The 23483-nt window shown below is 47.4% G+C and carries 23 protein-coding genes; 22 read left to right on the top strand and 1 reads right to left on the bottom strand.

Annotated features, from left to right (window positions below):
- Positions 1-85 precede the first annotated feature (85 nt).
- The 3 genes from MRY86_RS18245 (at position 86) to MRY86_RS27215 (ending at position 1603) form a co-directional block, all read left to right on the top strand.
- Positions 86-814 (top strand): T9SS type A sorting domain-containing protein, encoded by a 729-nt coding sequence (locus MRY86_RS18245; RefSeq protein ID WP_293566355.1) that lies wholly within the window; start codon positions 86-88, stop codon positions 812-814.
- A 219-nt stretch (positions 815-1033) separates the two neighbouring features.
- Positions 1034-1270: a DUF433 domain-containing protein gene (locus MRY86_RS18250; protein ID WP_293566353.1), complete on the top strand. Its 237-nt coding sequence runs from the start codon at positions 1034-1036 to the stop codon at positions 1268-1270.
- A gap of 3 nt (positions 1271-1273) precedes the next feature.
- Positions 1274-1603 (top strand): DUF5615 family PIN-like protein, encoded by a 330-nt coding sequence (locus tag MRY86_RS27215; RefSeq protein WP_363325398.1) that lies wholly within the window; start codon positions 1274-1276, stop codon positions 1601-1603.
- Between the two features lie 667 nt (positions 1604-2270).
- On the opposite strand, the gene MRY86_RS18255 is transcribed toward MRY86_RS27215, so the two are convergent.
- Positions 2271-2678 carry a 6-carboxytetrahydropterin synthase gene (locus MRY86_RS18255; protein WP_293566351.1) on the bottom strand — a complete coding sequence of 136 codons (408 nt, stop codon included), beginning with the start codon at positions 2676-2678 and terminating at the stop codon, positions 2271-2273.
- 168 nt (positions 2679-2846) lie between these two features.
- Here MRY86_RS18255 and MRY86_RS18260 point away from each other — a divergent pair, with 168 nt between their 5' ends.
- The 19 genes from MRY86_RS18260 (at position 2847) to MRY86_RS18345 (ending at position 23482) form a co-directional block, all read left to right on the top strand.
- Positions 2847-3320 carry a glutathione peroxidase gene (locus tag MRY86_RS18260; RefSeq protein ID WP_282782923.1) on the top strand — a complete coding sequence of 158 codons (474 nt, stop codon included), beginning with the start codon at positions 2847-2849 and terminating at the stop codon, positions 3318-3320.
- A gap of 39 nt (positions 3321-3359) precedes the next feature.
- Entirely contained in the window at positions 3360-4508 is a 1149-nt protein-coding gene (locus tag MRY86_RS18265; protein ID WP_282782921.1) for a hypothetical protein, read from the top strand.
- Positions 4509-4548: 40 nt separating this feature from the next.
- Complete coding sequence (ricT, locus tag MRY86_RS18270) at positions 4549-5928, top strand: regulatory iron-sulfur-containing complex subunit RicT (RefSeq protein WP_293566347.1); 1380 nt, start codon at positions 4549-4551, stop codon at positions 5926-5928.
- Positions 5929-6051: 123 nt separating this feature from the next.
- Positions 6052-7455 carry a dihydrolipoyl dehydrogenase gene (gene lpdA / locus MRY86_RS18275; protein WP_293566345.1) on the top strand — a complete coding sequence of 468 codons (1404 nt, stop codon included), beginning with the start codon at positions 6052-6054 and terminating at the stop codon, positions 7453-7455.
- Between the two features lie 252 nt (positions 7456-7707).
- Positions 7708-8910: a molybdopterin molybdotransferase MoeA gene (locus MRY86_RS18280; RefSeq protein ID WP_293566343.1), complete on the top strand. Its 1203-nt coding sequence runs from the start codon at positions 7708-7710 to the stop codon at positions 8908-8910.
- 12 nt (positions 8911-8922) lie between these two features.
- Entirely contained in the window at positions 8923-9402 is a 480-nt protein-coding gene (gene moaC / locus MRY86_RS18285) for a cyclic pyranopterin monophosphate synthase MoaC (RefSeq protein WP_293566342.1), read from the top strand.
- 73 nt (positions 9403-9475) lie between these two features.
- Positions 9476-10639, top strand: a complete 1164-nt coding sequence (locus MRY86_RS18290; RefSeq protein ID WP_293566340.1) for an NTP transferase domain-containing protein — start codon at positions 9476-9478, stop codon at positions 10637-10639.
- Positions 10640-11314, top strand: a complete 675-nt coding sequence (gene modB, locus MRY86_RS18295) for a molybdate ABC transporter permease subunit (RefSeq protein WP_293566338.1) — start codon at positions 10640-10642, stop codon at positions 11312-11314.
- A gap of 3 nt (positions 11315-11317) precedes the next feature.
- Positions 11318-12190 carry an ATP-binding cassette domain-containing protein gene (locus MRY86_RS18300; RefSeq protein WP_293566336.1) on the top strand — a complete coding sequence of 291 codons (873 nt, stop codon included), beginning with the start codon at positions 11318-11320 and terminating at the stop codon, positions 12188-12190.
- 400 nt (positions 12191-12590) lie between these two features.
- The gene (locus tag MRY86_RS18305) at positions 12591-14738 is read left to right on the top strand and encodes a DUF6089 family protein (RefSeq protein ID WP_293566334.1); all 2148 of its coding nucleotides are present in this window, start codon (positions 12591-12593) and stop codon (positions 14736-14738) included.
- A gap of 146 nt (positions 14739-14884) precedes the next feature.
- Positions 14885-16273 (top strand): tRNA uridine-5-carboxymethylaminomethyl(34) synthesis GTPase MnmE, encoded by a 1389-nt coding sequence (gene mnmE / locus MRY86_RS18310; protein WP_293571776.1) that lies wholly within the window; start codon positions 14885-14887, stop codon positions 16271-16273.
- A gap of 216 nt (positions 16274-16489) precedes the next feature.
- Positions 16490-16894: a helix-turn-helix domain-containing protein gene (locus MRY86_RS18315; protein WP_293571778.1), complete on the top strand. Its 405-nt coding sequence runs from the start codon at positions 16490-16492 to the stop codon at positions 16892-16894.
- A 4-nt stretch (positions 16895-16898) separates the two neighbouring features.
- Positions 16899-18005: a site-specific integrase gene (locus MRY86_RS18320; protein WP_286493004.1), complete on the top strand. Its 1107-nt coding sequence runs from the start codon at positions 16899-16901 to the stop codon at positions 18003-18005.
- 1 nt (position 18006) lies between these two features.
- Entirely contained in the window at positions 18007-19077 is a 1071-nt protein-coding gene (locus MRY86_RS18325; protein ID WP_286493006.1) for a DUF6617 family protein, read from the top strand.
- Positions 19078-19198: 121 nt separating this feature from the next.
- Entirely contained in the window at positions 19199-19501 is a 303-nt protein-coding gene (locus tag MRY86_RS18330) for a helix-turn-helix domain-containing protein (RefSeq protein WP_042292012.1), read from the top strand.
- Between the two features lie 71 nt (positions 19502-19572).
- Entirely contained in the window at positions 19573-19785 is a 213-nt protein-coding gene (locus MRY86_RS27220; RefSeq protein WP_286493473.1) for a helix-turn-helix domain-containing protein, read from the top strand.
- On the top strand, positions 19778-22063 hold the full coding sequence (locus MRY86_RS18335) for a DUF3987 domain-containing protein (RefSeq protein ID WP_286493011.1): 2286 nt from the start codon (positions 19778-19780) through the stop codon (positions 22061-22063). Before MRY86_RS27220 ends, MRY86_RS18335 begins: the two co-directional genes overlap by 8 nt.
- A 104-nt stretch (positions 22064-22167) precedes the next feature.
- Positions 22168-22461: a helix-turn-helix transcriptional regulator gene (locus MRY86_RS18340; protein WP_286493014.1), complete on the top strand. Its 294-nt coding sequence runs from the start codon at positions 22168-22170 to the stop codon at positions 22459-22461.
- A 4-nt stretch (positions 22462-22465) separates the two neighbouring features.
- Positions 22466-23482, top strand: a complete 1017-nt coding sequence (locus MRY86_RS18345) for a virulence RhuM family protein (RefSeq protein WP_293571786.1) — start codon at positions 22466-22468, stop codon at positions 23480-23482.
- Position 23483: the final 1 nt, after the last annotated feature.

Genomic DNA, 23483 nt, shown 5'->3' on the forward strand with positions numbered 1-23483 from the left:
GCCACTACTTTAAAGTTTATTTAGCACTTGAGATGTTGATATTTCTATAATTTATTCGGACTTTTGTTTAATAAAATTAGAATCCATGAAGCAAACTATACTCCTTTTTGCATTTATCCTTTCCACTGCACTTGTGATCGAAGCACAGGTTTCCTTGGTTTTCACTCCGCAAACCATTGAAAAAGAAGGCATAGCCGATCCCAACGATCTCTTTATGGAAATTGTCGGTAAAGCCTATGTTGTTAATGAAGGAGACGAACCTGTCTCTATCCAATGGGTTAGAAACCCTGACATTCTTGAAGAGTGGGAAACCATGATCTGTGACAATAACCAGTGCTATCCTGCTCAGGTATCCTCCAACATCATGGAAGACCTAGGGCTTAATGCACCTATTACACTTAACCCCGGAGACACAACGAACATTGATGTCCATTTACGCCCCAGAGGTGTAGCGGGTGAAGGCACCGTCATTATGGAGGTTTACGACCTTGCCAATCCTGATGAGGTGGCAGTATCAGCTGATTTTAATTTTACAGCTTCGCTGCCAAGCAGCACCAACGACCTCAACACAACCCCACTCACCGTCTTCCCCAACCCCACCGCTGATTACTTCAACATCCGCGGTGGCAATGGCGTAGACCGGGTGGTACTGTACAATGTGTTGGGTCGAGAGATGCGTAGCTTCAACGTAGCGCCCGGGCAGCGGTACTACATCGGTGACCTGCCGAATGGCCTCTACCTCGCTAGCATGGTGGACAACAACAAGGGCATCGTGAAGACGTTGCGCCTGAAGAAAAGCACGGTGCGTCCGTAAATTTTACAGCCTTACCAGCTTAAAAAGCCCCTGTGGATTGCCGCAGGGGCTTTTTTTGTTCTATGAATAGCACAACTATTATGAATGATTGGTATTTTCATCCTGACAATTAATCAAACTAAGCATTATAAGTGAGTTAGATTACTAAAGTCCCAAATCTTGCCAGGCTTAATTAAGGGAACTAACAACCCTGAAGAATTGTATAGCTAAAAAAAGAAGATGGAATATATATTCGAGAGAATTACATTGGATGCTGAGCTGTGTGATGGTAAACCTACAATAAGGGAATTAAGAATTACAGCTCAAACTATACTGGAGTATTTGTTTAATGGAACAACCGAAGAGGAAATTTTAGAACAATATCCGATTTTAGAAAAAGGCGACATTGAGGCCTGCAAGAAATTTGCACTTGAAATGATGAATAAAAATTACCGGATAAAAGATGTGGCAGCCTGATATTTGATTGACGTAAACTTGCCTTATTATTTTGGGTTGTGGAATACACATGAATATATACATCAAATTGATATTGATGCGGGGATGAAGGACAAGCATGTTTGGAGTTATGCAAAAAAACATGACTTAACCATCATTATAAAAGATAGCGATTTCTCAAATCGAATAATGTTTAAAGAACCTCCACCAAAAGTGATCCATATCAGATTTGGGAATATGAGTATGAAAGAATTCCACAAAACAATGAAGGAAGTTTGGAGTGGAGTTCTTGAAATGAACAAGGATTACAAATTAGTCAATGTATATAAAGACAAGATAGAAGGGATCAGGTAAAACCCTTTGGGTGTATGCCAGAGCGCTTTGGCCCGCCTTCGCACAGGGGCGCAAATCAAATTGTCGATCACGCGGCCCATTGATGTCCCATCTGATAGTTGATGATTCGATGTATCCCTTCGCGGGGCGCAAACCGGATTGTCGCATCGGCTCTCATTTTCTTCGGTATGTTTGACACCTACGGCGTCAATTAAAAATATTGATTGCTGTTTTTTTACTAATAGCCGACCCCTATTGGGGGTCGTACATCAGTAAAAACAAGCTTAAATCTTGGAATAGACCCCAGCGGGGTCGCACTTATCGATCGAAAGATTTACCTAAAAAAATCCACGTTAGCTGCGACAACTTGGTTTACGCCCTCGCACAGCTATGGCGTACGGAGAAAAAGACCACCCTAACTGTCCAGCAAACATTAGGTGGGTGTTTTTACCCACAGCCACCTAATTTTAACGTTTAAGTTAAGGCACTCTGCCCGCCTTCGCACAGCTATGGCGGACGGAGAAAAAGACTGCCCTAACTGCCTAGCCCCCATTAGGTGGGTGTTTATTTCATCAGTCGCTGCGCTCGTGTACCACAGCCACCTAATTTTTAAAGTTCATAATTTAGGGCGTTCTGCCCGCCTTCGCAAGGCTACGGCGGACGTAGTAAAAGACCTCCCTAACTGGCATTACGCCGGATACTCCACATAATTCCGTGGCGTCTCATACAGGCGCACACCGATGTCATACTTCTCATCCAGGTGCTCACGCAGGATTTGCCAGATCACGTAGCAGATATTTTCGGCAGTAGGATTGAGGTTTTTGAACTCCTCCGTATCCAGATTCAGGTTTTTATGGTCGAAGCGCCGCTCGATTTGCTCTTTGATGATGTCTTTGAGCACTTTCAGGTCGATCAGGTAGCCCGTCACAGGGTCTACTTCTCCGCTGACCTTGACCTCCAGCTCATAATTATGGCCGTGGTAATTGGGGTTATTGCACAGCCCGAAGACCTCCTGATTCTTCTCATCGCTCCAGTTGGGATTGTACAGCCGGTGGGCGGCATTGAAGTGGGCGCGACGGAAAACAGCTACTCTCATGCTTGATTTGGATTAGATTCGCCTACCACAACAAAAAAGGGCAGGCTTGGTTGGAAAAAGACCGGGAAGTTCTCCGCTATGCAAAGCGAAAAGACACGCAAACCTTTTCAATCCTCCCCAAAAAGCGTAATTTAGCCCGCATTATTAATACGCTGAACAGCAAATACCGTGAGGCATTTTCACACCTTTGAGGTGGACAGCATCAGTGGACAACAGATCGACTTTTCCGACTTTTCGGGAAAGAAAATCATAGTAGTTAATGTTGCTTCGGAATGCGGTTACACCCCGCAGTACCAGCAACTTCAGGAATTATACGACGAATTCAACGATAAACTGGTCGTTATCGGCTTCCCCTGCAACGATTTTGGAGGGCAGGAGCCGGGCAGCGAAGCCGACATTCAGGCTTTCTGCGACCGCAACTACGGGGTGACCTTCCCGATGACCGCCAAAATCGGCATCAAAAAGTCGCCCCACCCCATTTACCAATGGCTGCAGCACAAAGCCGAAAATGGCGTGCTCGACCACGCCGTACAATGGAATTTTCATAAATTCCTGATTGATGAAACCGGGCAGCTCCAAGCCGCCTACCCTTCTTCAGTCAGCCCGTTTGATGACCGTATACTTTCCTGGATAACTTCCTGATCCTCACCTTTTCTGCTCAGCGCTAAATCAGCATAAGGCATGCGCTTTAGCGACATCATAGGGCAGCCCGCAGTAAAAGACCGGCTCCGGCTTATGGCCGGCGGTGGCCGTATGCCCCATGCGCTGCTATTGCTCGGCCCTGAAGGTTCGGGTAAGCTGGCGATGGCGATGGCCTTTGCGCAGTATGTGCTTTGCGCTAATCCCAACGAATCCGATGCGTGCGGGAAATGCCCCAGCTGCATCAAAGCGAGCAAGCTTGTCCATCCTGACCTCCACTTTTCCTACCCTACCGTGGGCAGCAAGATGACCAGTGAGGCCTTTCTGCCGCAGTGGCGGTCTGCTATAGCCGAAAACCCCTACCTCAATGCTAATGAATGGTTGCAGCACATCGGTGCGGAGAACAAACAGGGCAATATCACTAAGGAGGAGTGCGTAAACATCATCCGCAAGCTCAGCCTGAAAACCTTTGAAAGCACCCACAAAGTGCTTATCCTGTGGCTGCCGGAATACCTGGGCAAAGAGGGCAACCGCCTGCTCAAGCTCATCGAGGAGCCGCCCGAGCGCACCCTGTTTGTGCTGGTGGCTGAGCGGCAGGAACTCATTCTGAATACCATCCTCTCCCGCTGCCAGATTGTGAACGTGCGCGCCCTGAGCGACGAAGCCATTCAGCAGGGGCTGGTACAAAGCGGGGTGGCTGAAGCACAGGCTGCCGGTATCGCCTATCTGGCCAATGGCAACTACAATGAAGCCCTGAAACTGGCTCAACATAACGAAAACGACCACGCCCGGCTATTTTTACAGTGGATGCGCAATGGCTATCAGGGCAACCCCGTTAAAATGGTCAAATGGTCGGAAGACTTTGCCGGGCAAGGCAGAGAAAACCAAAAGCATTTCCTGCAGTACGCCCTGCACTTCCTCCGGGAAATCACCCTGCTCATCGCAGCAGGCCCCGAAGTGAAAGTACGGCTGCAAAATCAGGAATTAGAGTCGGCCAAAAAGATGGCCGGCGTGATGGACCTCGATCAGGCAGAACAGCTGATGCAACTCTTCAGCGACTGCATCTTTGCGGTGGAGCGCAATGCCAACCCCAAAGTGCTCTTCCTCGATGCGTCCATACAAATGAACCATATCCTAAAACGAAAGCAACCGGACACCTACAAGGGCCTGAGCGCCCAGCGGCTGTATTAGCACGCGTGGCGTCCGTATATATAAATTGACAATTGACATTATGGGATGTACAGGATGTACGACATGCGGAACAGGCACCCCAAACGGCTGCAAAAGCAATGGCGGCTGCGCTACCGGGGGCTGTAACCGACTCAATACCTACGACTGGCTTTCGAGCATGGACGTCGTGGATACCGACCCTTTCGATATCGTGGAAGTCAGCTTCAAAAACGGTGCGCACAAAGGGTTTTACCGCAATCAGGACCACACCCGCTCTATTACCGGCGATGATGTGGTGGTGGAGACCGGCACCGGGCTCGACGTCGGCAGGATTACCCTGTCGGGAGAGCTGGTGCGCTTGCAGATGAAGAAAAAGAAGACCTCCGAAAAGGATGTCCTCCACAAGATCATCCGCAAAGCCAATGAACGGGACCTGGAGCGCCTGGCAGAAGCCCGGAGCCTCGAAATGACGACCATGGTCCGCGCCCGCGCCATTGCCCGCAACCTAAAGCTGGAGATGAAAATCGGCGATGTGGAATACCAAGGCGATAAGCGCAAGGCCACCTTCTACTACACAGCCGACGGAAGGGTCGATTTCCGGGAACTCATCCGGCATTATGCCAAGGAGTTCCGGGTGAAGATTGAAATGCGGCAGATTGGTGCCCGTCAGGAATCAGCCCGTATTGGCGGACTGGGGTCCTGCGGGCGGGAGCTGTGCTGCTCCACCTGGTTGACGGATTTTAAATCTGTCACCACCGCCGCTGCCCGCTACCAAAACCTGGCGATCAATCAGTCTAAACTATCCGGCATGTGCGGCCGCCTGAAGTGCTGCCTCAATTACGAACTGGACACCTATCTCGATGCCTTGCAGCAGTTCCCCAAAAACGCCGACAAACTACAGACGGAAGCGGGTACCGCCATTCTGGTTAAAACGGATATCTTCAAAGGGCTCATGTACTATGCCTATCAGAAAGAATCGGGCCGGGGCAAGCTCTACACGCTTGAAGCCAGCCGTGTGAAGGACATCAAAGCCATGAACAAAAAGGGTGAAAAACCCGCTGACCTGGTCAGCCTGCAGGTCATCTTCGAGACCGATAATGAGGAAGAGACTGATATGGGCTTTGAAGACGTGACTGGCGTAATTGAATTGCCAGAAGAAAAGCGTTCCAAAAAGCGCCGCAAGAACAAGAAAAAGCCGGGCAACCGGAGCAAAGGCGGCAACAGTACCTCCAAAGGAAGCAACAATAGCCAGGGGCAAAACAAAAGCAGCCAGGATAAAGGCAGCAACAGTCCCAGCAATAAGGGAGGTGACAACAAAGGCAGCCAGGATAATAAAAAAGGCGGTGGCAAAAGCCGTTCGCGCGGCCGGCGCCGCAAAGGCGGCCGGGGCCGTGGCAATAACAACAATAACGGGAACAAAGGGGATGGTGATAAGTCCTAAGGCTGGTATAGGCTGAACTTGTGCCCGTACATTTACAAATTTTACAAACCATTGATGGGGTTGACGCTTTTTTGATCAACCCTACAGGGTTACCTTTGGTATTCATTGATAAAAAACAACGCCATGAAATACGATGTTACCGTAATCGGCTCCGGGCCGGGCGGTTATGTGGCAGCCATCCGAGCTGCACAGTTAGGGAAGAAGACCGCCATCATCGAGCGCTACAACACCCTCGGTGGCACCTGCCTCAATGTAGGGTGTATCCCTTCCAAGGCCCTGCTCGACTCCTCTGAGCACTACCACAATGCCAAGGAAAAATTTGAGCAGCACGGCATTGAGCTCAAGAGCCTCAAGGTCAACATGCCGCAAATGATCAACCGCAAAAATGAAGTGGTTGCCCAAACGGTCAAAGGCGTGGAGTTTCTGATGAAAAAGAACAAAATCGACGTTTACCACGGGCATGGCTCTTTTGTGGATAAGAATACGGTAAGCATTTCCAAAGAAGATGGCTCCAGGGAGGAAATCACCTCGGACAAGATCATCATCGCAACGGGCTCCAAGCCCATCGTACCAGCCGCGTTCAACTACGACAAAGAGCGGGTCATCACCTCTACCGAAGCCCTAAATATCGATGAAGTGCCTAAGCGCATGGTACTGGTGGGCGGTGGCGTCATCGGGCTGGAACTGGGCTCTGTTTTTGCCCGCCTGGGCACCGAAGTGGAAGTGGTGGAGTTCATGGACCGCATCCTGCCCACTATGGACAAAGACTGCGGCAAGGAGCTGATGCGCGCGCTGAAGAAAACCGGTGTGAAGTTCCACCTCAAGCATAAGGTGAGCGACGTCAAGGTCAACAAAAAGAGCGTAACCGTAACGGTGGAGAAGCGGGACTCAGAAGAAAGCTTCACCATTAATGCGGACTACTGCCTGGTCGCTATTGGCCGCCACGCCTACACCGACAAGCTGGGGCTCGAAAACGTAGGCATTCAAACCGACGATCGTGGCCGTATAGAGGTAGACGCCCACCTGAAGACCAACGTGGACAACATCTACGCCATTGGTGATGTCATCCGCGGGGCCATGCTTGCCCACAAAGCTGAAGAGGAAGGCGTATTCGTTGCCGAAGTCATTGCCGGTGAAAAGCCGCACATCGACTACAACCTCATCCCGGGCGTGGTGTATACCTGGCCGGAGGTGGCAAGCGTTGGCCAAACTGAAGAACAGCTCAAGGAAGCAGGCATCCCTTACAAGTCCGGCAAATTCCCATTCAAGGCACTGGGCCGGGCACGGGCAAGCACCGACACCGAGGGTATGGTGAAAATCCTGGCCCACAAGGAGACCGACGAGGTACTAGGCGTACACATGGTCGGCCCACGTACCGCCGATATGATTGCCGAAGCGGTGACTGCTATGGAATTCCGGGCATCCGCTGAGGACATCGCACGGATGAGCCACGCCCACCCCACTTACACTGAAGCGACCAAGGAAGCGGCACTGGCAGCTACGGCTGACCGGTCGTTGCATGTATAAATCCTTCCTGTCAGATACAGTGAGCGGGAGCGGGCATAAGGTGCCTGTTCCCGCTTTTCTTTTGGCAGGGTCTGAAAGCCTGGAACGTCCATAACAAATTGCACTTTTTGAATAGCCTGGCAGCATTTGCTGTTTGCCTCTTGGATAAGCTGGAGCAGAGCGGGAAGCTCTACCCCAGCAGCCAGCGCTTAAGCCTATGCCTAAACCCCAACCTCAGTTCATCTGTTAGACAGTCATCTAATCAACAAGACCATGATCGATATACAAGAGGCCACGCAGCTGGTCCTCAGCCGGAAACGGGATTTTGGTACAGAAAAACTGCCCCTTGAGCAATGCAGCGGGCGCATATTGCGGCAGGATATTCGTGCCGACCGCGACTTCCCTCCCTTCACCCGGGTTACAATGGACGGCATTGCCATTCAATGGGCTGCGTATGAGAAAGGGCAACGCCGCTTTCCTGTGGAGGGCATACAGGCCGCCGGTAGCCCACAGCTGACGCTAATGGATGCAGGTAGTTGCCTGGAAGTGATGACTGGCGCGGTCTTGCCAGAAAACACAGACACGGTCATCCGCTACGAGGACCTTCAAATTGAAGAAGGGCAGGCGCAAATCATATCGGACGCCAAAGTCAAAGCATACCAAAATGCGCACGGGCAGGGCACCGACCGTCAGGCAGGCGATCTTATTGTAGCCTCCGGTGCCGTGCTGTCTCCGGCCGAGATTGGCGTTGCGGCTACGGTAGGACTGCCCGAGCTGGAAGTCGCCCGTATGCCCAAAGCCGTGATTGTCTCCACCGGAGATGAACTGGTGCCTGTAGCGAGCACGCCGGAGCCCCACCAAATCCGGACCTCTAACGCTTACACTATACAGATGGCCCTCTCCCGCTGGGGCATCCCCACAGACCGCCTGCACATTGACGATGAGCTGGAAGCCACCAAGACAGCACTGGGAAACTGCATCCAAAATTACGACATCATTCTGCTGAGCGGTGGCGTTTCCAAAGGCAAGTACGATTATGTGCCGGCCGCACTGGAAGCGCTGGGCGCAAAGAAGCATTTCCACAAGGTGAAACAGCGCCCCGGCAAGCCGTTCTGGTTTGGGGAAGTGGAAGGACAATGCACCATTTTTGCACTACCGGGCAACCCCGTTTCCTCCTTCATGTGCACACAGCGCTACGTACGCCCCTGGCTGCGCGTCAGTCTGGGACTGGAGCCGATGGGCTATGCCCACGCTGTGCTGGCCAAAGACTTCCACTTCAAGCCCGACCTGACGTACTTCCTGCAGGTCAAAACACACTACGATCCTATTACCGGCCGCCTCATGGCTCACCCCATGGAAGGCCGCGGCTCCGGCGATCTGGCCAACCTCGCGGACGCCGATGCGTTCCTGGAATTGCCCCGTGGGCGCAATGACTTTACCGCCGGGGAAGTCTTCCCACTCCTTTTTTACCGTTAAACCAAGACCAAAATGAGCACATTTACGCACCTTGATGCCGAAGGCAATCCCAATATGGTGGACGTTGGCACAAAAAAAGTCACCCGCCGTACCGCCCGCGCCCGTTCCATAGTCGTGCTGGGCGATGAGATCATGGATCAGCTGGAGGGGCAGGAACTGCATACGAAGAAAGGGCCTGTGTTTCAGACCGCTGTCCTGGCTGGCATCATGGCCTCCAAAAAAACAGGCGAGCTTATCCCCCTCTGCCATCCGCTGGGGCTGGACAACTGCGAGGTCCACATACAAGTGAATGAGCAGCGGGAAGTGGTCATCGACTGCACGGCCCGCATCACGGCGAAGACGGGTGTGGAGATGGAAGCCCTCACCGGCGCCACCGTTGCCGCCCTTACGGTGTATGACATGTGCAAAGCTTTCTCCCATGATATCATAATTAAAGAGACCAAGCTCATGGAAAAGACCGGCGGAAAGCGGGATTTTAAGCGCCCCGGGTAATTGGGGTTTGCTACGCTTTTACTACATTGAGCATTGCGAATTTTGAAACCGGCAGTTTACAAACCACTATGTCATGGCCAATTCAGAGAAGAAGCACCAAAAACACACCAAGCTTGCCCGCCCGGCAATAGGGGAATTCCATCGCAATGAGTGGGCTATACTGGGTACGCCCTGTGGCAACATTCAGCAGCTGGCCTATGCCATCATCGACCGGTTGAGCGAAGTCTACAACGTAGGGTATGTCGACGCCGACCATGCCCACGGCGACGATGAGCCCTCCTACGACGGGGCGATGGCGCACGGTGCCTGCCTGAATTATACGGACAAAATCCACTATCACCGCTTTGATCAGAAAGCGGAGCTGGGCACCCATCAGTTCCGGTGGCGCTTCAACGATCAGGATGCGGTCATCGTCAATGGCAACCACTTCAAAGCCAAGCGGCAGATTGTGGTCATTGACCCCCGAAAAGAAGATTCGCTTCGGCGCAAACTCGACCGCCTGACTGATGTACGGCTCGTGCTGCTGGCAGAGGGCGTCAAGGAGCCCTATCCCTGGCTGCGGGAAGCGCTGGAAGGCTTCAGCAACATCCCTCAAATGAAGCTGGAGGACCATGCCGGTATCCCGCTTTTTGTAGAAAAAGAGCTCAATGCCTCTGCCCCGCCCCTGTACGGGCTGGTGCTGGCAGGCGGTAAAAGCGAGCGCATGGGCGAAGACAAAGGCCTGATTGAGTACCACGGCCGACCACAGCGCGACCACGTTGCCGACCTTATCGGGCATTACTGCAAAGAAACCTTTCTGTCCTGCCGCCCCGATCAGGCCGAAGCCTTGAAAAATCCCCTTACCGACACCTTCACCGGGCTGGGCCCCTTTGGCGGCATACTGTCTGCCTTCCGGCAAAATCCGGATGCAGCCTGGCTGGTGGTCGCCTGTGACCTGCCCCTGTTGGATGACGCCACGCTTTCCCAACTGGTCGGCTACCGCAATGTGTCCAAAGCAGCTACCGCATTCAACAGCTCGGTTACCGAGTTTCCTGAGCCCCTGATCACGATCTGGGAGCCCCGCGCTTATCCTATTTTGCTGCAATTCCTGGCCCAGGGCTACTCTTGTCCGCGCAAGGTCCTCATCAATTCCAATGTAGAACTGCTGGATGCAGAAAACCCGGAGGCGCTGCGGAACGTCAACAGCCCCGAAGAGCGGGAGGAAGTCCTGAACATCATCAAAGAAAAGACCGCATAGATGGACAGCGGATTTGCGCAAACCCTGTTGCTCACCTTTCAGTTGGCGGCGGTCACAACCGTGCTGCTGCTGTTCATAGGGGTGCCGCTTGCTTTTTTGCTATCCCGCACCCAAAGCCGTTTCAAGCCTATTTTGGAAGCCCTCATCAGCATGCCGCTGGTGCTGCCGCCTACGGTCCTTGGCTTTTACCTGCTGCTCGCTTTCAGCCCGCGCTCGGCACTGGGCAACTGGCTGGTGGAAACGGCCAATATCCGCCTGGTCTTTTCCTTTGCCGGGCTGGTCATAGGTTCCCTGATCTACAGCCTGCCCTTCATGGTACAGCCCATTCAGTCGGGGTTTGAAAGCCTGCCGAAGCACCTGCGGGAAGCCTCCTACAGCCTCGGCAAGTCCGTATGGCAAACCCTGCTGCGGGTGGAACTGCCGAACATTAAGCCGGCGGTACTGACTGGTGTTGTGCTCGCCTTTGCCCACACGGTAGGCGAATTTGGCGTCATCCTAATGATCGGTGGCAACATCCCCGGAGAGACCCGGGTCGCCTCTATCGCCATTTATGATGAAGTGGAAGCGCTGAACTACGGGATAGCGAATCAGTACGCGCTGGTGCTGGTCCTATTTGCTTTTGCCATCCTGGCCCTCGTTTACACCATCAATCGCCGAATGCTCCGAACGGCATAGCTTATGATTCAGACCTCACTGCGCAAAGCCCTGCACGCGGCGACTGGCCCCATGACATTAGATATCCAACTGGATGTTCTGACCGGGGAATTCCTGGCCATCACCGGGGCCTCGGGGAGTGGGAAAACCACCCTGCTGCGCCTCCTGGCCGGGCTTGAAAAGCCGGAGGAAGGCCGCATTCTGGTGGACGGCACCGTTTGGCTGGACTCCGCCCGCGGCATACAGCTACCCATACAGGATCGAAGAGTTGGGCTGGTTTTTCAGGAGTACGCTCTCTTTCCCAACATGACGGTACGCGAAAACCTGGAATACGGGCTGGGCAAAGGGCAGTCGAAAGCCATTATAGATGAGCTGATCGGCATCACAGAACTGGAGCAATTGCTCGGCCGTTATCCGGCCAAATTATCAGGTGGGCAACAACAACGGGTCGCCCTTGCCCGGGCGCTGGTCCGCCGCCCCAAGCTCCTCTTACTGGATGAACCGCTTTCCGCCCTGGATTCCCGTATGCGGGAGCGGCTACAGAACTACATCCTGAAGGTCCATCAGGCTTTCTCCCTCACCACCCTGCTCGTCAGCCATGACCACCGGGAAATTTTCAAACTTGCCGACCGCGTCATCTCTCTTAAGCAGGGCAAAATTTCTCAGCCGGACCTGCCGGAAACTGTGCAGTATGCAAATGTCAGCGACGGCACCTTCAGGCTAAGCGGAGAAGTGCTGCAACTGGAAGAGGCCGGCAGTGGATTTTCTATAAGCGTTCTTATAGGCACTAATGTCTTGCGCGTACCGGCAAGGATGGAGGACCTACGCCGCCTGCAGCCCGGTGACCGGGTAGAAATCCTGGTCGATACCCAGCACGCGATGTTGATTAAAACCTGATAGTGAAGCCTGACTTTTCAAAAACCTTTCTTCCTGGTTTTATTTTCCATATAAAAAATCTACATTTGTGAGGCATACAATCAGCAAACGAGCTTAAGCAACCGTAACTTTTATAATGCTTAGCCGTAATTAGTCTATCCATCGCCGCTACTCTTACAGACTAAACCACACCATTCCAAGCCTACAAGACTTAGGTAGTAAAACAGATGATGCACAACTACCCAAAAAACAGGTGACGCCCCCCGTTACCCCCTGTATCTTAATTCCATTAACTAACTACTTTGCTAAAGTAAGCTGATCACCTATGCAAAGAATTCAAACTCCCAAACCCATTCCCAACCGATTTCTTCCCCTTCTGCATGTTGCCAGCCTTAGCAAAGGCACAACACTTTTCAACACTATGAAACATTTTTTCTCTTTAAAAGCACTAATCATGGGTGCCTTTTTGGTTGCGGTATTGCAACTACAGGCACAGGAAGCAAACCGCAACGAAGCAACACCCGAAGAAGCATTTACCGTCCACAATTATGCACCCTGGGAAGTAGGGCTGTTTGCCGGGGCGGCGAATGCTTATGGCGATCTTGTCGACACCCGCTTTATTCAATTCAACCGCACCAACCTGGCTTACGGCGGCTTCATCCGTTACAATGCCAGCCGCAATCTGAGTATCCGTGCCAGCTACCTTCGTGGCAAGCTGGAAGGTTCCGACATGGACTCTGAGGAACTTTCACAGCGCGGGCTCAGCTTTGAGTCCACGATCAACGAAATTGCCCTAGTCGGGCAGTGGGATTTCTGGGGCCACAAACGGTACGATGACCGGGGCGGGTTTAGCCGGACCATATCGCCCTATGCTTTCGCCGGGTTTGGCGTGGGCATGACAGACCTTACCACTGATTACTCCAGCGTCATGGGAGATCCTGCTATGGAAGAAAAGGCGGCACGGGACCAGCAAAACACCCAAAGCACACAGGTAGCCTTTCCCCTTGGAGTGGGCGTCAATATGGACCTAAGCGAACGTTTGCTGTTCTCCTTCGAGTTTGGCTTCCGCCCTGTCTTCAACGACTATCTCGACGGTGTAAGTGCGGTTGGCAACCCCAATCGCAACGACTGGTACAGCATGGCTGGTGCCAGTATGGCGTACCGGATGACAGGCCAGGATAAGGACCGGGACGGCTTTCCTGACCACAAAGACCCCTGCCCTAACCGCTGGGGCTCCAAAGACAACCTGGGTTGCCCGGACAGCGATGGGGATGGCATTGCAGACCGACTGGATGAATGCCCGGAAATGGAAGGCTCCGGAGCAACAAAAGGATGCCCGGATATGGACGAAGACGGTGTTCCTGATCATGAAGACGAGTGCCCAAGAATCCCTGGCTCCAAAGCCACGAACGGCTGTGCCGATTCTGATGGAGATGGCATACTGGATGCCGTGGATGAATGCCCGACCGTCGCTGGCGTGGCTCAGTTCAATGGCTGCCGGGATACCGATGGGGACGGGCTACCGGACTCCAAAGACCGCTGCCCATATGAGAAAGGCCCTGCCGATGCCGACGGCTGTCCTCCCCCGCCAGATCCTAACGACCCTACGCTGGACAGTGATGGAGATGGCGTGCCCAACATCAAAGACGACTGCCCTTTTATGCCCGGGGATCCAAACCTGAATGGCTGCAAGGATATCGACAAAGACGGCATTGCTGATCAGCACGACCAATGCCCCTACGAGAAAGGCACGCCCGAGCACAAAGGCTGTCCGGACCCCAACGATACGAACCTGGACTCGGATGGAGATGGTATTCCCAATGTTGAGGACCAATGCCCAAGTATTCCAGGCACCAAAGCTTTCAATGGCTGCCGCGATAGCGATGGAGACGGCATCGGAGATGACAAAGACAAATGCCCGGATGAAAAAGGGCTGGCTAAGTACGAGGGTTGCCCAACGCCCGACCGGGACAAAGATGGCTTCCTCGATGCAGAAGACCGATGCCCGGACAAGCCCGGCACCATCAGAGGATGCCCCGATACCGATGGCGATGGTTATGCTGATCATGAGGATCTTTGCCCCGAGAAGCCCGGAGAAGCAAAGGGCTGCCCAGACTCCGATGAGGACGGGCTAACCGACGATATTGACGATTGCCCGCAGGTAGCCGGGCCGAAGAGCCGTCAAGGCTGTCCCGAGCTCACCGCAGCAGACAAGCAGGTGCTCAAAACTGCCGTGGATAACGTGAGCTTCAATCAAGGCAGCTACAGCCTGCTAAGCTCTTCTCATCAGACCCTGGACCTGGTCGCCCAGCTGATGCAGCGCTACCCCACTTACCACCTCAAAATAGAGGGGCATACGGACAATCAGGGTAACCCCCAGGCGAACAAACAGCTGTCTCAGCTCCGTGCCAAGGCCTGCATGGAATACCTGCAGCAGCAGGGCATTAGCCCGGACCGGATGACCTACAAAGGCTACGGAGGGGAAAAGCCCAGGTCTACGAACGACACCCAATCCGGCCGCCGCCGCAACCGTCGGGTAGAGTTCGACCTCTTTGACCCGAAAAACTAAGCTACTGCAAAACAAACTATAGAAGCAGCCCGCTTTGGCCCTTGCCGAGGCGGGCTGTTGTATTTACGGCTCTTATCCGTATGTTTGTTGTGAAGCCCCAACCCAAATCGCCAGTCTGCTGTTGTTGAAATCAAATAGCACTATTCATGAGCCACCACCTTACGGATACGATTGTTGCACTAGCCACACCCTCAGGGGTAGGTGCCATTGGTGTCATCCGCCTCAGCGGGCCGGACGCTATCCGGATTGCCAATAGCGTATTTCATGGGAAAAACCTGGAGCAGCAAGCTTCGCATACCGTACACCTCGGCACCATCCGCAATGACGAAGGCCGGATACTGGACGAGGTGCTGGCTACCGTGTTCGTTGCGCCCCGTTCCTATACCGGTGAAAATGTGGTTGAAGTCTCCTGCCACGGCTCCGACTACATCATACAGGAGCTGATGCAGTTGTTTATTCAGAAAGGCGCCCGCACGGCGAATCCCGGGGAGTATACCCTGCGCGCCTTCCTCAACGGGCAGATGGACCTCAGTCAAGCCGAAGCGGTGGCTGACCTGATCGCCTCCTCCTCCAAATCCAGCCACGCCATTGCCATGCAGCAGATGCGCGGCGGCTTTTCGGATGAGATCAAAAAACTGCGGCAGGAACTGATCGACTTTGCCAGCCTGATCGAACTGGAACTCGACTTTTCTGAAGAAGACGTGGAGTTTGCCGACCGCAGCAAGCTGGAGGATTTGGTACAAAAGATACAGCGCATCATCAAAGCCCTGCTGGATTCCTTCCAGTTGGGCAATGTAATGAAAAACGGCGTCAGCACCGTCATCGCCGGCAGACCCAACGCCGGTAAATCCACCCTGCTCAACGCCTTGCTCAACGAGGAGCGTGCCATCGTCAGCGAGATTGCCGGTACCACGCGTGACACCATCGAGGAGGTCCTCAACATCAAAGGTGTGCAGTTCCGCATCATCGACACGGCCGGCATCCGCGACGCCACGGATACCATCGAAGCCATCGGTGTAGAAAAGACGATGCAAAAAGTCCAGTCCAGCGCCCTGCTCGTCTACGTCTTCGATGTGGTGGAAACACAACCCGAAGAAGTCCGCGCTGATTTGGAAAAGCTCGTCCACGAGAACATCCACGTCCTGGTCGTCGCCAACAAAATGGACCTCAACCCCTACACCAAAAAAGAGCACTACTTTCCGGAGAACAGTACCGTTGACTATCATTGGGTGCCCGTCTCCGCCCTCAACAAAATGAACATCGATTATCTCAAGGAAAGCCTTCACGACGCGGTCCTCTCTAAAAAGATCAACCTGGAAAGCACCATCGTAGCCAACGCCCGCCACTACGAGGCCCTGCAAAAGGCCTACCAAGACCTGGACCGCGTGCTGCAGGGCTTGTCCACCGGCATCACGGCCGATTTTGTGGCAATGGATATCCGGGCGGCGCTACACCATTTGGGAGAGATTACAGGGGAGATCAGTACGGATGATTTGTTGGGGAATATTTTTGGGAGGTTTTGTATCGGAAAGTAATTATCTTTCTTTTGTTTTCTAACTACTTGTTTTTATTGATTTTATAAGATTTTATCATCTCTTTTTTGTTGCCCAATTGCTCTTTATTTCTTATATTTGTTGTTCAATTGTTGCCCTAATAGCTTATCTGTTGCCCAAATCATAAAGCAACAAATCAAAGCGAAATGATGCACCATATAGCACCACCAAGCAACATTGAGCTACAAGTAGCACCAAATGAGCAGTACAATTAAAATACCGAAATTCTGTCAATTCTGTGGAATGGCTTTTGTTGCACAAAAGACCACCACTAAGTATTGCGGTCATACGTGTGCAAGTAGAGCCTACAAACAACGTAAGCGAGAAGAAAAAGTACAATCCACCCTATCCGAGCAAATAAATAATAGCAAGCCTACATCTTCCGAAAACTTGCAAACTCTGCAAACCTTACCTACACAAGCAGGAAATCATATCAATCTAAGAGATAAAGAATTTCTAAGTATTAGTGAAGCTGCCAATTTATTAGGTGCAAGCAGATGGACTATTCAGCGGATGATAAAACGCAATCAATTGAGCATTGCAAAATTAGGTAGGCGTACTATTATAAAACGGACAGAAATCGATAATCTCTTTAAAATTTAGCCTTATGAAAGTAACATTAAGAAAACGCAAGAAAGGAAACAAAATCAGTTTGTATTTAGATTACTATGCCAATGGTAAGCGAGAATATGAATACTTAAAATTGTATCTAAAACCTGACCCAGAAAAAGGTTCACTTACTAAGGCAGAGAAAGACCAAAATAAAACGATACTACAATTAGCTGAAAGTATCAGAGCCAAAAGGCACTTAGAAATTCAGAATAACATTTATGATTTTCAAGACAAGGAGAAACTAAAAGGAAGTTTCCTATTATACTTTGATGCACTCACAGAAAAGAGAAAAGCCAGTTTAGGTAATTATGGCAATTGGGATAGTGTTGGTAAGCATCTAAGAAAATACAGTCCAAGAGATATTTCATTTGATAGAGTTAATCGTGAATGGGTACAGGGCTTTAAAGATTATTTAGACAATGAAGCTAAAACCAAAAGTGAAAACGAATTATCTCAAAATTCCAAGTACTCCTACTTCAACAAATTAAAAGCAGCATTAAAACAAGCGGTTAGAGATGGGATTTTAAAATACAATCCTGCAGAGCAAGTCCAGGGATTTAAACAAGGAGAACCACAAAGAGAGTTTTTAACCTTAGAAGAAGTTCAAGCATTAGTAAAAGCAGATTGCGAAAGCAAGCAGCTAAAAACTGCGTTTTTATTCGCTTGTCTTACTGGTTTAAGATGGTCAGATATAAATAAGTTAATTTGGTCAGAGGTGCAACATTCTGATGAAATGGGCTACTACATTCGTTTCAGACAACAAAAAACCAAAGGAGCGGAAACCCTACCAATATCCGAGCAAGCTCGTAATATGTTAGGAGAAGAAAAGGAAAAAACGGAGCGTGTATTCAAAGGCTTAAAATATAGTGCTTGGCACAATGTTAAATTAGCTCAATGGGTACTTCGTGCAGGTATTACTAAAAACATCACGTTCCATTGTGCAAGACACACCTATGCAACCCTACAGCTTACAATGGGTACAGATATTTACACCGTATCAAAATTATTAGGTCATAGAGAACTGAAAACTACTCAGATATATGCCAAAGTAATAGATAACAAGAAGAAAGAAGCAGCTAATAAAATTCAACTCGATTTATAATATGGAACTAACTATTTTTAAAAGCATCATTTATGGCGACCTAAAACCTTGGGCAAGTGATGCGGTCAATGAAAAGTTTTACAGACAAAATTTGTCTGCAAAATTTATGAAGCCTACACAGACTATAAACGAGTATTACAAAGCGTTAAAAGAAATCCACAAAAACAAGCCTAATCTATTCAAGGAAGATGGTTTGGAAATCTACCTACTGCAAGCAGATACAGATATTAGCCACGACATTCTGCATCCATTAGTTGAAATCCAATTAGAAGAACCAATCACAGCAACACAAAGGTTTTATCATTACTTGCTTTTAAATGAAGCTACAAGACTATCAGACAGAGTTTTTAAGTGTGTAAATAAAGACATTGGAGAGATTCAGAAAAAAGAGATAGTTCAAAACGTAGTGAAATCTTGCAAAGACCTATTATTAAGAATAGGAACAGACCAAGACAGTTTTACCAAAACCGACTTAACAGCTTATGTTGTTCCTCAACTCATTACTAACGTAATTCGTTTTCTAAAGGAAACCGAAAAGTTATATCCTCAATTCCTTTCGGAATTACCGTCAAATAAAAATGAGCTTTACGGAGAACTACTTCAACAGCCTATTCCAGATATAGATATTGACAAAACAACGCCTGAATTTGAAACTGTAAACAATATTCTTTTAGGTATTGATGATTATAAGTTTGAAAAAGATACTCGTTTGTCTTTTGGTTTTACTGGAGATACAACAAAGCTAAAATCCACCTTATCAGCTTTAAATATACACGTAGAGTTATTGAATGAAGATAAAACCACAGTAGAGCAATTAGTAAGTGTATTAACAAGCAAAGATTTAAAGATAGGTGCTCCTCAAATTCATTTAGGTTGTGAGACAACACAATTCAGTTACATAGTTTCAAAAATGGAGCAACACTTTAGCAATTTCAATCCTACAACTATTGAACAATCAAACCTCTTTTATTCTAAAAAAGGAACGGATTTGAAACGTAATAATTTGTATAAAAATAAGAACAACTACCCTAAAGAACAAGACACTATTGATGACATTCTCAGACAACTGTAAATAAAAACAGTAAGATGAGTAAGATATAGTAGTAAGACGTTACCTTCTTACTGATTACCAACCTGTTACGATAGAAGTTTGCAATAGAATTTATTGTAAAACTTTTAAAAATCGTAACAAAATGAGTAACGAAAATTTAATTTTAGAAAAGCTCAACAGACTTGAGCAAAAGATAGAGGAACAAAACCTCTTAAAGAAAGAAGTACTAAACTTCAATGATGCTTGTAGCTATTTAGATATAAGTGCTTCACATCTCTACAAACTTACCAGTCAGAAATCCGTTCCGCATTTCTGCCCACAGGGTAAAAAACTCTATTTCAATCGTACCGAGTTAGACGAATGGTTACAGCGTAACCGTCAATCTTCTACAGACGAAATCGAAAAAGCAGCAGCCAATTATCTAATTCAAAACAAACGCAGTTAGATATGGGCTTTTATCATCCTTTAGACGAAAAGTTAGAGCAGATAGACGATAGACTATCAGAACTAACGCTTATGCTTAAAGACAAGCAAAGAAGCAATCCTGACCAAGTGTTTTTCGACACCCAAGAGTTTCTACAGATAATGAATGTAAGTAAGCGTACCGCTCAATATTGGCGAGATAGCGGACTCATAGGCTATTGCCAAATTGGGTACAAAATCTATTACCGCTTATCAGACATACTCCAATTGTTAGATAAAAATTTTAAAGCACCTATCAATGGATAATAATCACATAAATACTTCTAAAATGGCATCATCAACTATATATAAACATTTCAATCAACCCATAGAAAATAAAGCCTTACTACTAATAGTAAAGGACGTTATTGAGGGCAAATACAAAGAACCTATAGAAGCTATCCGTATGGCTATTGGAATGGGTAAACCAGAACGAGCAGACCAATTCAAAAAAGAATTAGTAGCCTTTACACCTTCAGCAACTTTTGAAGGCGGTCGTAAAAAGGAATACTTTAAAATGTACAGCGGATTTGTACACTTAGATTTTGATAAGTTAGAACCAGACGAGCTTCAAGAAGCAAAACAGAAAATACAATCCATTCCTTACACTTTTGCTTGTTTCACAAGCCCAAGTGGTAATGGCCTAAAAGTTTTTATTGAAGTAGATTCTACTATGGAGAAGCATAAAACCGCTTATGCACAAGTGCAAGCGTTTTATGAAAAAGAAGTGGGTATTGAAGCAGACCCAAAATGTAAAGACATTACAAGGTTGTGTTTTGTGTCTTATGATCCTAACGGATATAAGAATATACAAAACGAAAAGTTCAAGGTAAAAACCGAAAGGGTTTTAGAACCAATCAAACCAACAGCACCCAATACAGTAGTAACCCAAAATCTAAATTCTAATGAAAACAATAATAGTTCAGAAATCTTTACCGAGTGTATCACATTCACCGAAAACAAAGAAAGCTATGCAGAAGGCAACCGAAACAATTTCATATATCAATTGGCTTGTAATTGCAACAGGAGAGGAATCGTGTATGATGATACTTTGCATCTTATTCTAAATACTTACGACCTAAACCAAGAAGAAATAAAAGCATCTGTAAAATCGGCTTATGATAACAACGTTATGCAATTTGCGAGCTATCCAAGTCATAAGAATACAATACAACCAACTGAGATAGTAAACAATGAAGACTACCTAAAAAATACACCCACTTTTGACGAACAATTATTTGATAATCTACCAGAGATTTTAAGAAAAGGAACAATGGCATTTACAGACCCAAGAGAACGTGACGTGTTCTTTACTGGTGCATTGTCTATTCTTAGCGGTTGTTTACCTAATGTATCGGGCGTTTATGCTCAACAGACGGTATTTCCTAATCTGTTTTCGTTTATCATAGCTCCAGCAGCAAGCGGAAAAGGTGCTTTAAAATTTGCCAAAATATTAGCAGACCCATATCAAGAAAGTGTATTAGAACAAAGCAATCAAGATAAGTCCATTTATGAAGCTGAATTAGCCCAATACAAGGTAGAACAACGTAACCGAAAGAAAGACGACACAGAAACTCCAGAAGAGCCTGTAAAACCACCTTTTAAAGTCGTATTCATCCCTGCAAATACATCTTATGCAGCAATTTTACAACACATACAACAAAATGAGGGTAAAGGAATTATTTGCGAAACAGAAGCTGATAGTATGGGAGCGGTTTTTAAACAAGATTGGGGCGGATATTCTGATATGCTCAGAAAAGCGTTTCATTCTGAAACCATTTCTGTTTCAAGAAAAACAGATAATGAATATGTAATTATCAAAGAGCCTAAAATATCTGTGGCGTTATCAGGTACGCCTGGTCAAGTTGCCAATATCATTGCATCCGCAGAAGATGGTTTATTCAGTCGCTTTTTATTCTATACATTTAAAGTAGAGCAACTTTGGAAAGATGTATCGCCTTTCGGCAATACCTTAAATTTAAACGACCATTTTGAAGCCTTATCGCAGAATGTATTAGAAATGATAAACTTCTTAGAAGCGAATCCAACGCAAATACACTTATCCAAAGAACAATGGCAAACGGTTAATTATACAGGGCAACAATGGTTAACAGAAGTAACCACCTTTACAGCAGAAGAAGCTGGAAGCGTAGTAAAACGATTAGGCTTAATTCTGTATCGTATTTGTATGATATTATCCACGCTTCGCAAGTTTGATAATGGCGATTGTACCGAAAATGTTACGTGTACAGATGAAGATTTTGAAATGGCGTTATTGATTGCAAATGTCTATCTACAACACAGTTTGTTAATGTATAACAACCTACCAAAGAAAGAAGAAACAGGCGTTTTTAAAGGTGCTAATAATAAAAAGCAATTTTTTGAAGCCTTACCGCAAAACTTCAAACGTGAAGAAGCCATCATCATAGGAAAGAAATACCAACTTAAAGACCGTTCTATTGATAATTTGCTCAAAACCTTATTAGGTTCACATCTCTCGCAACCCAGTTACGGACACTATCAAAAAACTACAGATAAACTGTAGTTTGCAATCTTTGCACTTTTTTCAATTCTTCTTGTGGTTTTTGTTCTTGTTTATTTTTTATTTGTCTATATTTGACAAATGCAATTAACACAAATAAGCAAAGGATGAACAAGTTTGGAGACTTAATACGGTCTAAAAGAGAAGAACAAGAAATGCTACTCAGGCACTTATCCGCAGAGTTAGACATTGATACCGCAATGCTTAGTAAAATAGAAAGAGGAGAAAAAACCGCTAAACGTGAACATATAGAACCTTTAGCAAAACTTTTTAAACTCGACTATAATGAACTGTTTTCGCTTTGGTTAGCAGACCAAGTATTTCAGTTGGTAGAAAATGAAGAACAAGCATTAAAAGCTCTACAAATTGCAGAAAAAGAACTCCTAAAACTCAAAAAATAAACAAGTGAGCGAATTAGTACCCAACCACAATAATTTTATTCTGTACACCGCTCCTAATGGAGAGGTAAAAGTTCAGGCTATTTTAAATGATGAAACCATTTGGTTAACTCAAAAAGCAATGGCAGAACTTTTTTCGGTAGGTGTTCCGGCTATTAGCAAGCATTTAAGCAACATTTTTGAAAGTGGAGAATTAGAAGAAAATTCAGTTATTTCCATTTTGGAAACAACTGCATCTGATGGCAAAAACTATAAGACCAAATATTACAACTTAGATGCCATTATTTCTGTGGGTTACAGGGTAAACTCAACCAAAGCTACCCAGTTTCGTATATGGGCGACCAAAACCCTAAAAGAATACATTATTAAAGGCTTTGTTATGGATGATGACCGTTTAAAACAAGGTACATCCGCTTTTGGTAAAGATTATTTTAAAGAGTTATTAGACCGAGTACGTTCCATTCGTACCAGTGAGCGTAGAATATACCAACAAATTACAGACATCTTTGCTGAATGTAGTATTGATTACGACCCAAAATCAGACATTACCAAGAATTTTTACGCTACCGTACAAAACAAATTTCATTTTGCCATTACAGGCAAAACAGCAGCCGAAATTATCTACCTAAAGGCAAATAGCAAAACCGATAATATGGGTTTAACCACTTGGAAAAATGCTCCTGAGGGTAGAATTTTAAAACAAGACACCAAAGTAGCTAAGAACTACCTACAAGAAAAAGAAATTAAACAATTAGAACGTACCGTATCAGGTTATTTCGATTATATAGAAAACCTTATAGAACGAAGAAATACCTTTACTATGGAGGCTTTGGCAGACAGCGTAAACAAGTTTTTAAGTTTCAACGAATACAAAGTATTAGAAGGCTTAGGCAAGGTGTCTCATCAACAAGCCGTCAATAAAGCAGCAAAAGAGTACGATAGCTTTAATAAAACACAAAAAATAAATTCCGACTTTGATAAACACATCAAAGCATTGGAACAAAAAAATAAAAAATCTAAATAAC

The sequence above is a fragment of the Phaeodactylibacter sp. genome (assembly GCF_022763345.1).
Lineage (GTDB): Bacteria > Bacteroidota > Bacteroidia > Chitinophagales > Saprospiraceae > Phaeodactylibacter.

Excerpts from the sequence above, each read along its gene's own strand:
- MRY86_RS27220 (WP_286493473.1), top strand. The coding sequence starts at position 19,573 with ATGCTTAAAGACAAGCAAAGAAGCAATCCTGACCAAGTGTTTTTCGAC.
- MRY86_RS18300 (WP_293566336.1), top strand. The coding sequence starts at position 11,318 with ATGATTCAGACCTCACTGCGCAAAGCCCTGCACGCGGCGACTGGCCCC.
- MRY86_RS18245 (WP_293566355.1), top strand. The coding sequence starts at position 86 with ATGAAGCAAACTATACTCCTTTTTGCATTTATCCTTTCCACTGCACTT.
- MRY86_RS18305 (WP_293566334.1), top strand. The coding sequence starts at position 12,591 with ATGAAACATTTTTTCTCTTTAAAAGCACTAATCATGGGTGCCTTTTTG.
- moaC (WP_293566342.1), top strand. The coding sequence starts at position 8,923 with ATGAGCACATTTACGCACCTTGATGCCGAAGGCAATCCCAATATGGTG.
- MRY86_RS18315 (WP_293571778.1), top strand. The coding sequence starts at position 16,490 with ATGAGCAGTACAATTAAAATACCGAAATTCTGTCAATTCTGTGGAATG.
- lpdA (WP_293566345.1), top strand. The coding sequence starts at position 6,052 with ATGAAATACGATGTTACCGTAATCGGCTCCGGGCCGGGCGGTTATGTG.
- MRY86_RS18255 (WP_293566351.1), bottom strand. The coding sequence starts at position 2,678 with ATGAGAGTAGCTGTTTTCCGTCGCGCCCACTTCAATGCCGCCCACCGG.
- MRY86_RS18325 (WP_286493006.1), top strand. The coding sequence starts at position 18,007 with ATGGAACTAACTATTTTTAAAAGCATCATTTATGGCGACCTAAAACCT.
- MRY86_RS18340 (WP_286493014.1), top strand. The coding sequence starts at position 22,168 with ATGAACAAGTTTGGAGACTTAATACGGTCTAAAAGAGAAGAACAAGAA.
- modB (WP_293566338.1), top strand. The coding sequence starts at position 10,640 with ATGGACAGCGGATTTGCGCAAACCCTGTTGCTCACCTTTCAGTTGGCG.
- MRY86_RS18250 (WP_293566353.1), top strand. The coding sequence starts at position 1,034 with ATGGAATATATATTCGAGAGAATTACATTGGATGCTGAGCTGTGTGAT.
- MRY86_RS18335 (WP_286493011.1), top strand. The coding sequence starts at position 19,778 with ATGGATAATAATCACATAAATACTTCTAAAATGGCATCATCAACTATA.
- MRY86_RS18330 (WP_042292012.1), top strand. The coding sequence starts at position 19,199 with ATGAGTAACGAAAATTTAATTTTAGAAAAGCTCAACAGACTTGAGCAA.
- mnmE (WP_293571776.1), top strand. The coding sequence starts at position 14,885 with ATGAGCCACCACCTTACGGATACGATTGTTGCACTAGCCACACCCTCA.
- MRY86_RS18320 (WP_286493004.1), top strand. The coding sequence starts at position 16,899 with ATGAAAGTAACATTAAGAAAACGCAAGAAAGGAAACAAAATCAGTTTG.
- MRY86_RS18265 (WP_282782921.1), top strand. The coding sequence starts at position 3,360 with ATGCGCTTTAGCGACATCATAGGGCAGCCCGCAGTAAAAGACCGGCTC.
- ricT (WP_293566347.1), top strand. The coding sequence starts at position 4,549 with ATGGGATGTACAGGATGTACGACATGCGGAACAGGCACCCCAAACGGC.
- MRY86_RS18280 (WP_293566343.1), top strand. The coding sequence starts at position 7,708 with ATGATCGATATACAAGAGGCCACGCAGCTGGTCCTCAGCCGGAAACGG.
- MRY86_RS18290 (WP_293566340.1), top strand. The coding sequence starts at position 9,476 with ATGGCCAATTCAGAGAAGAAGCACCAAAAACACACCAAGCTTGCCCGC.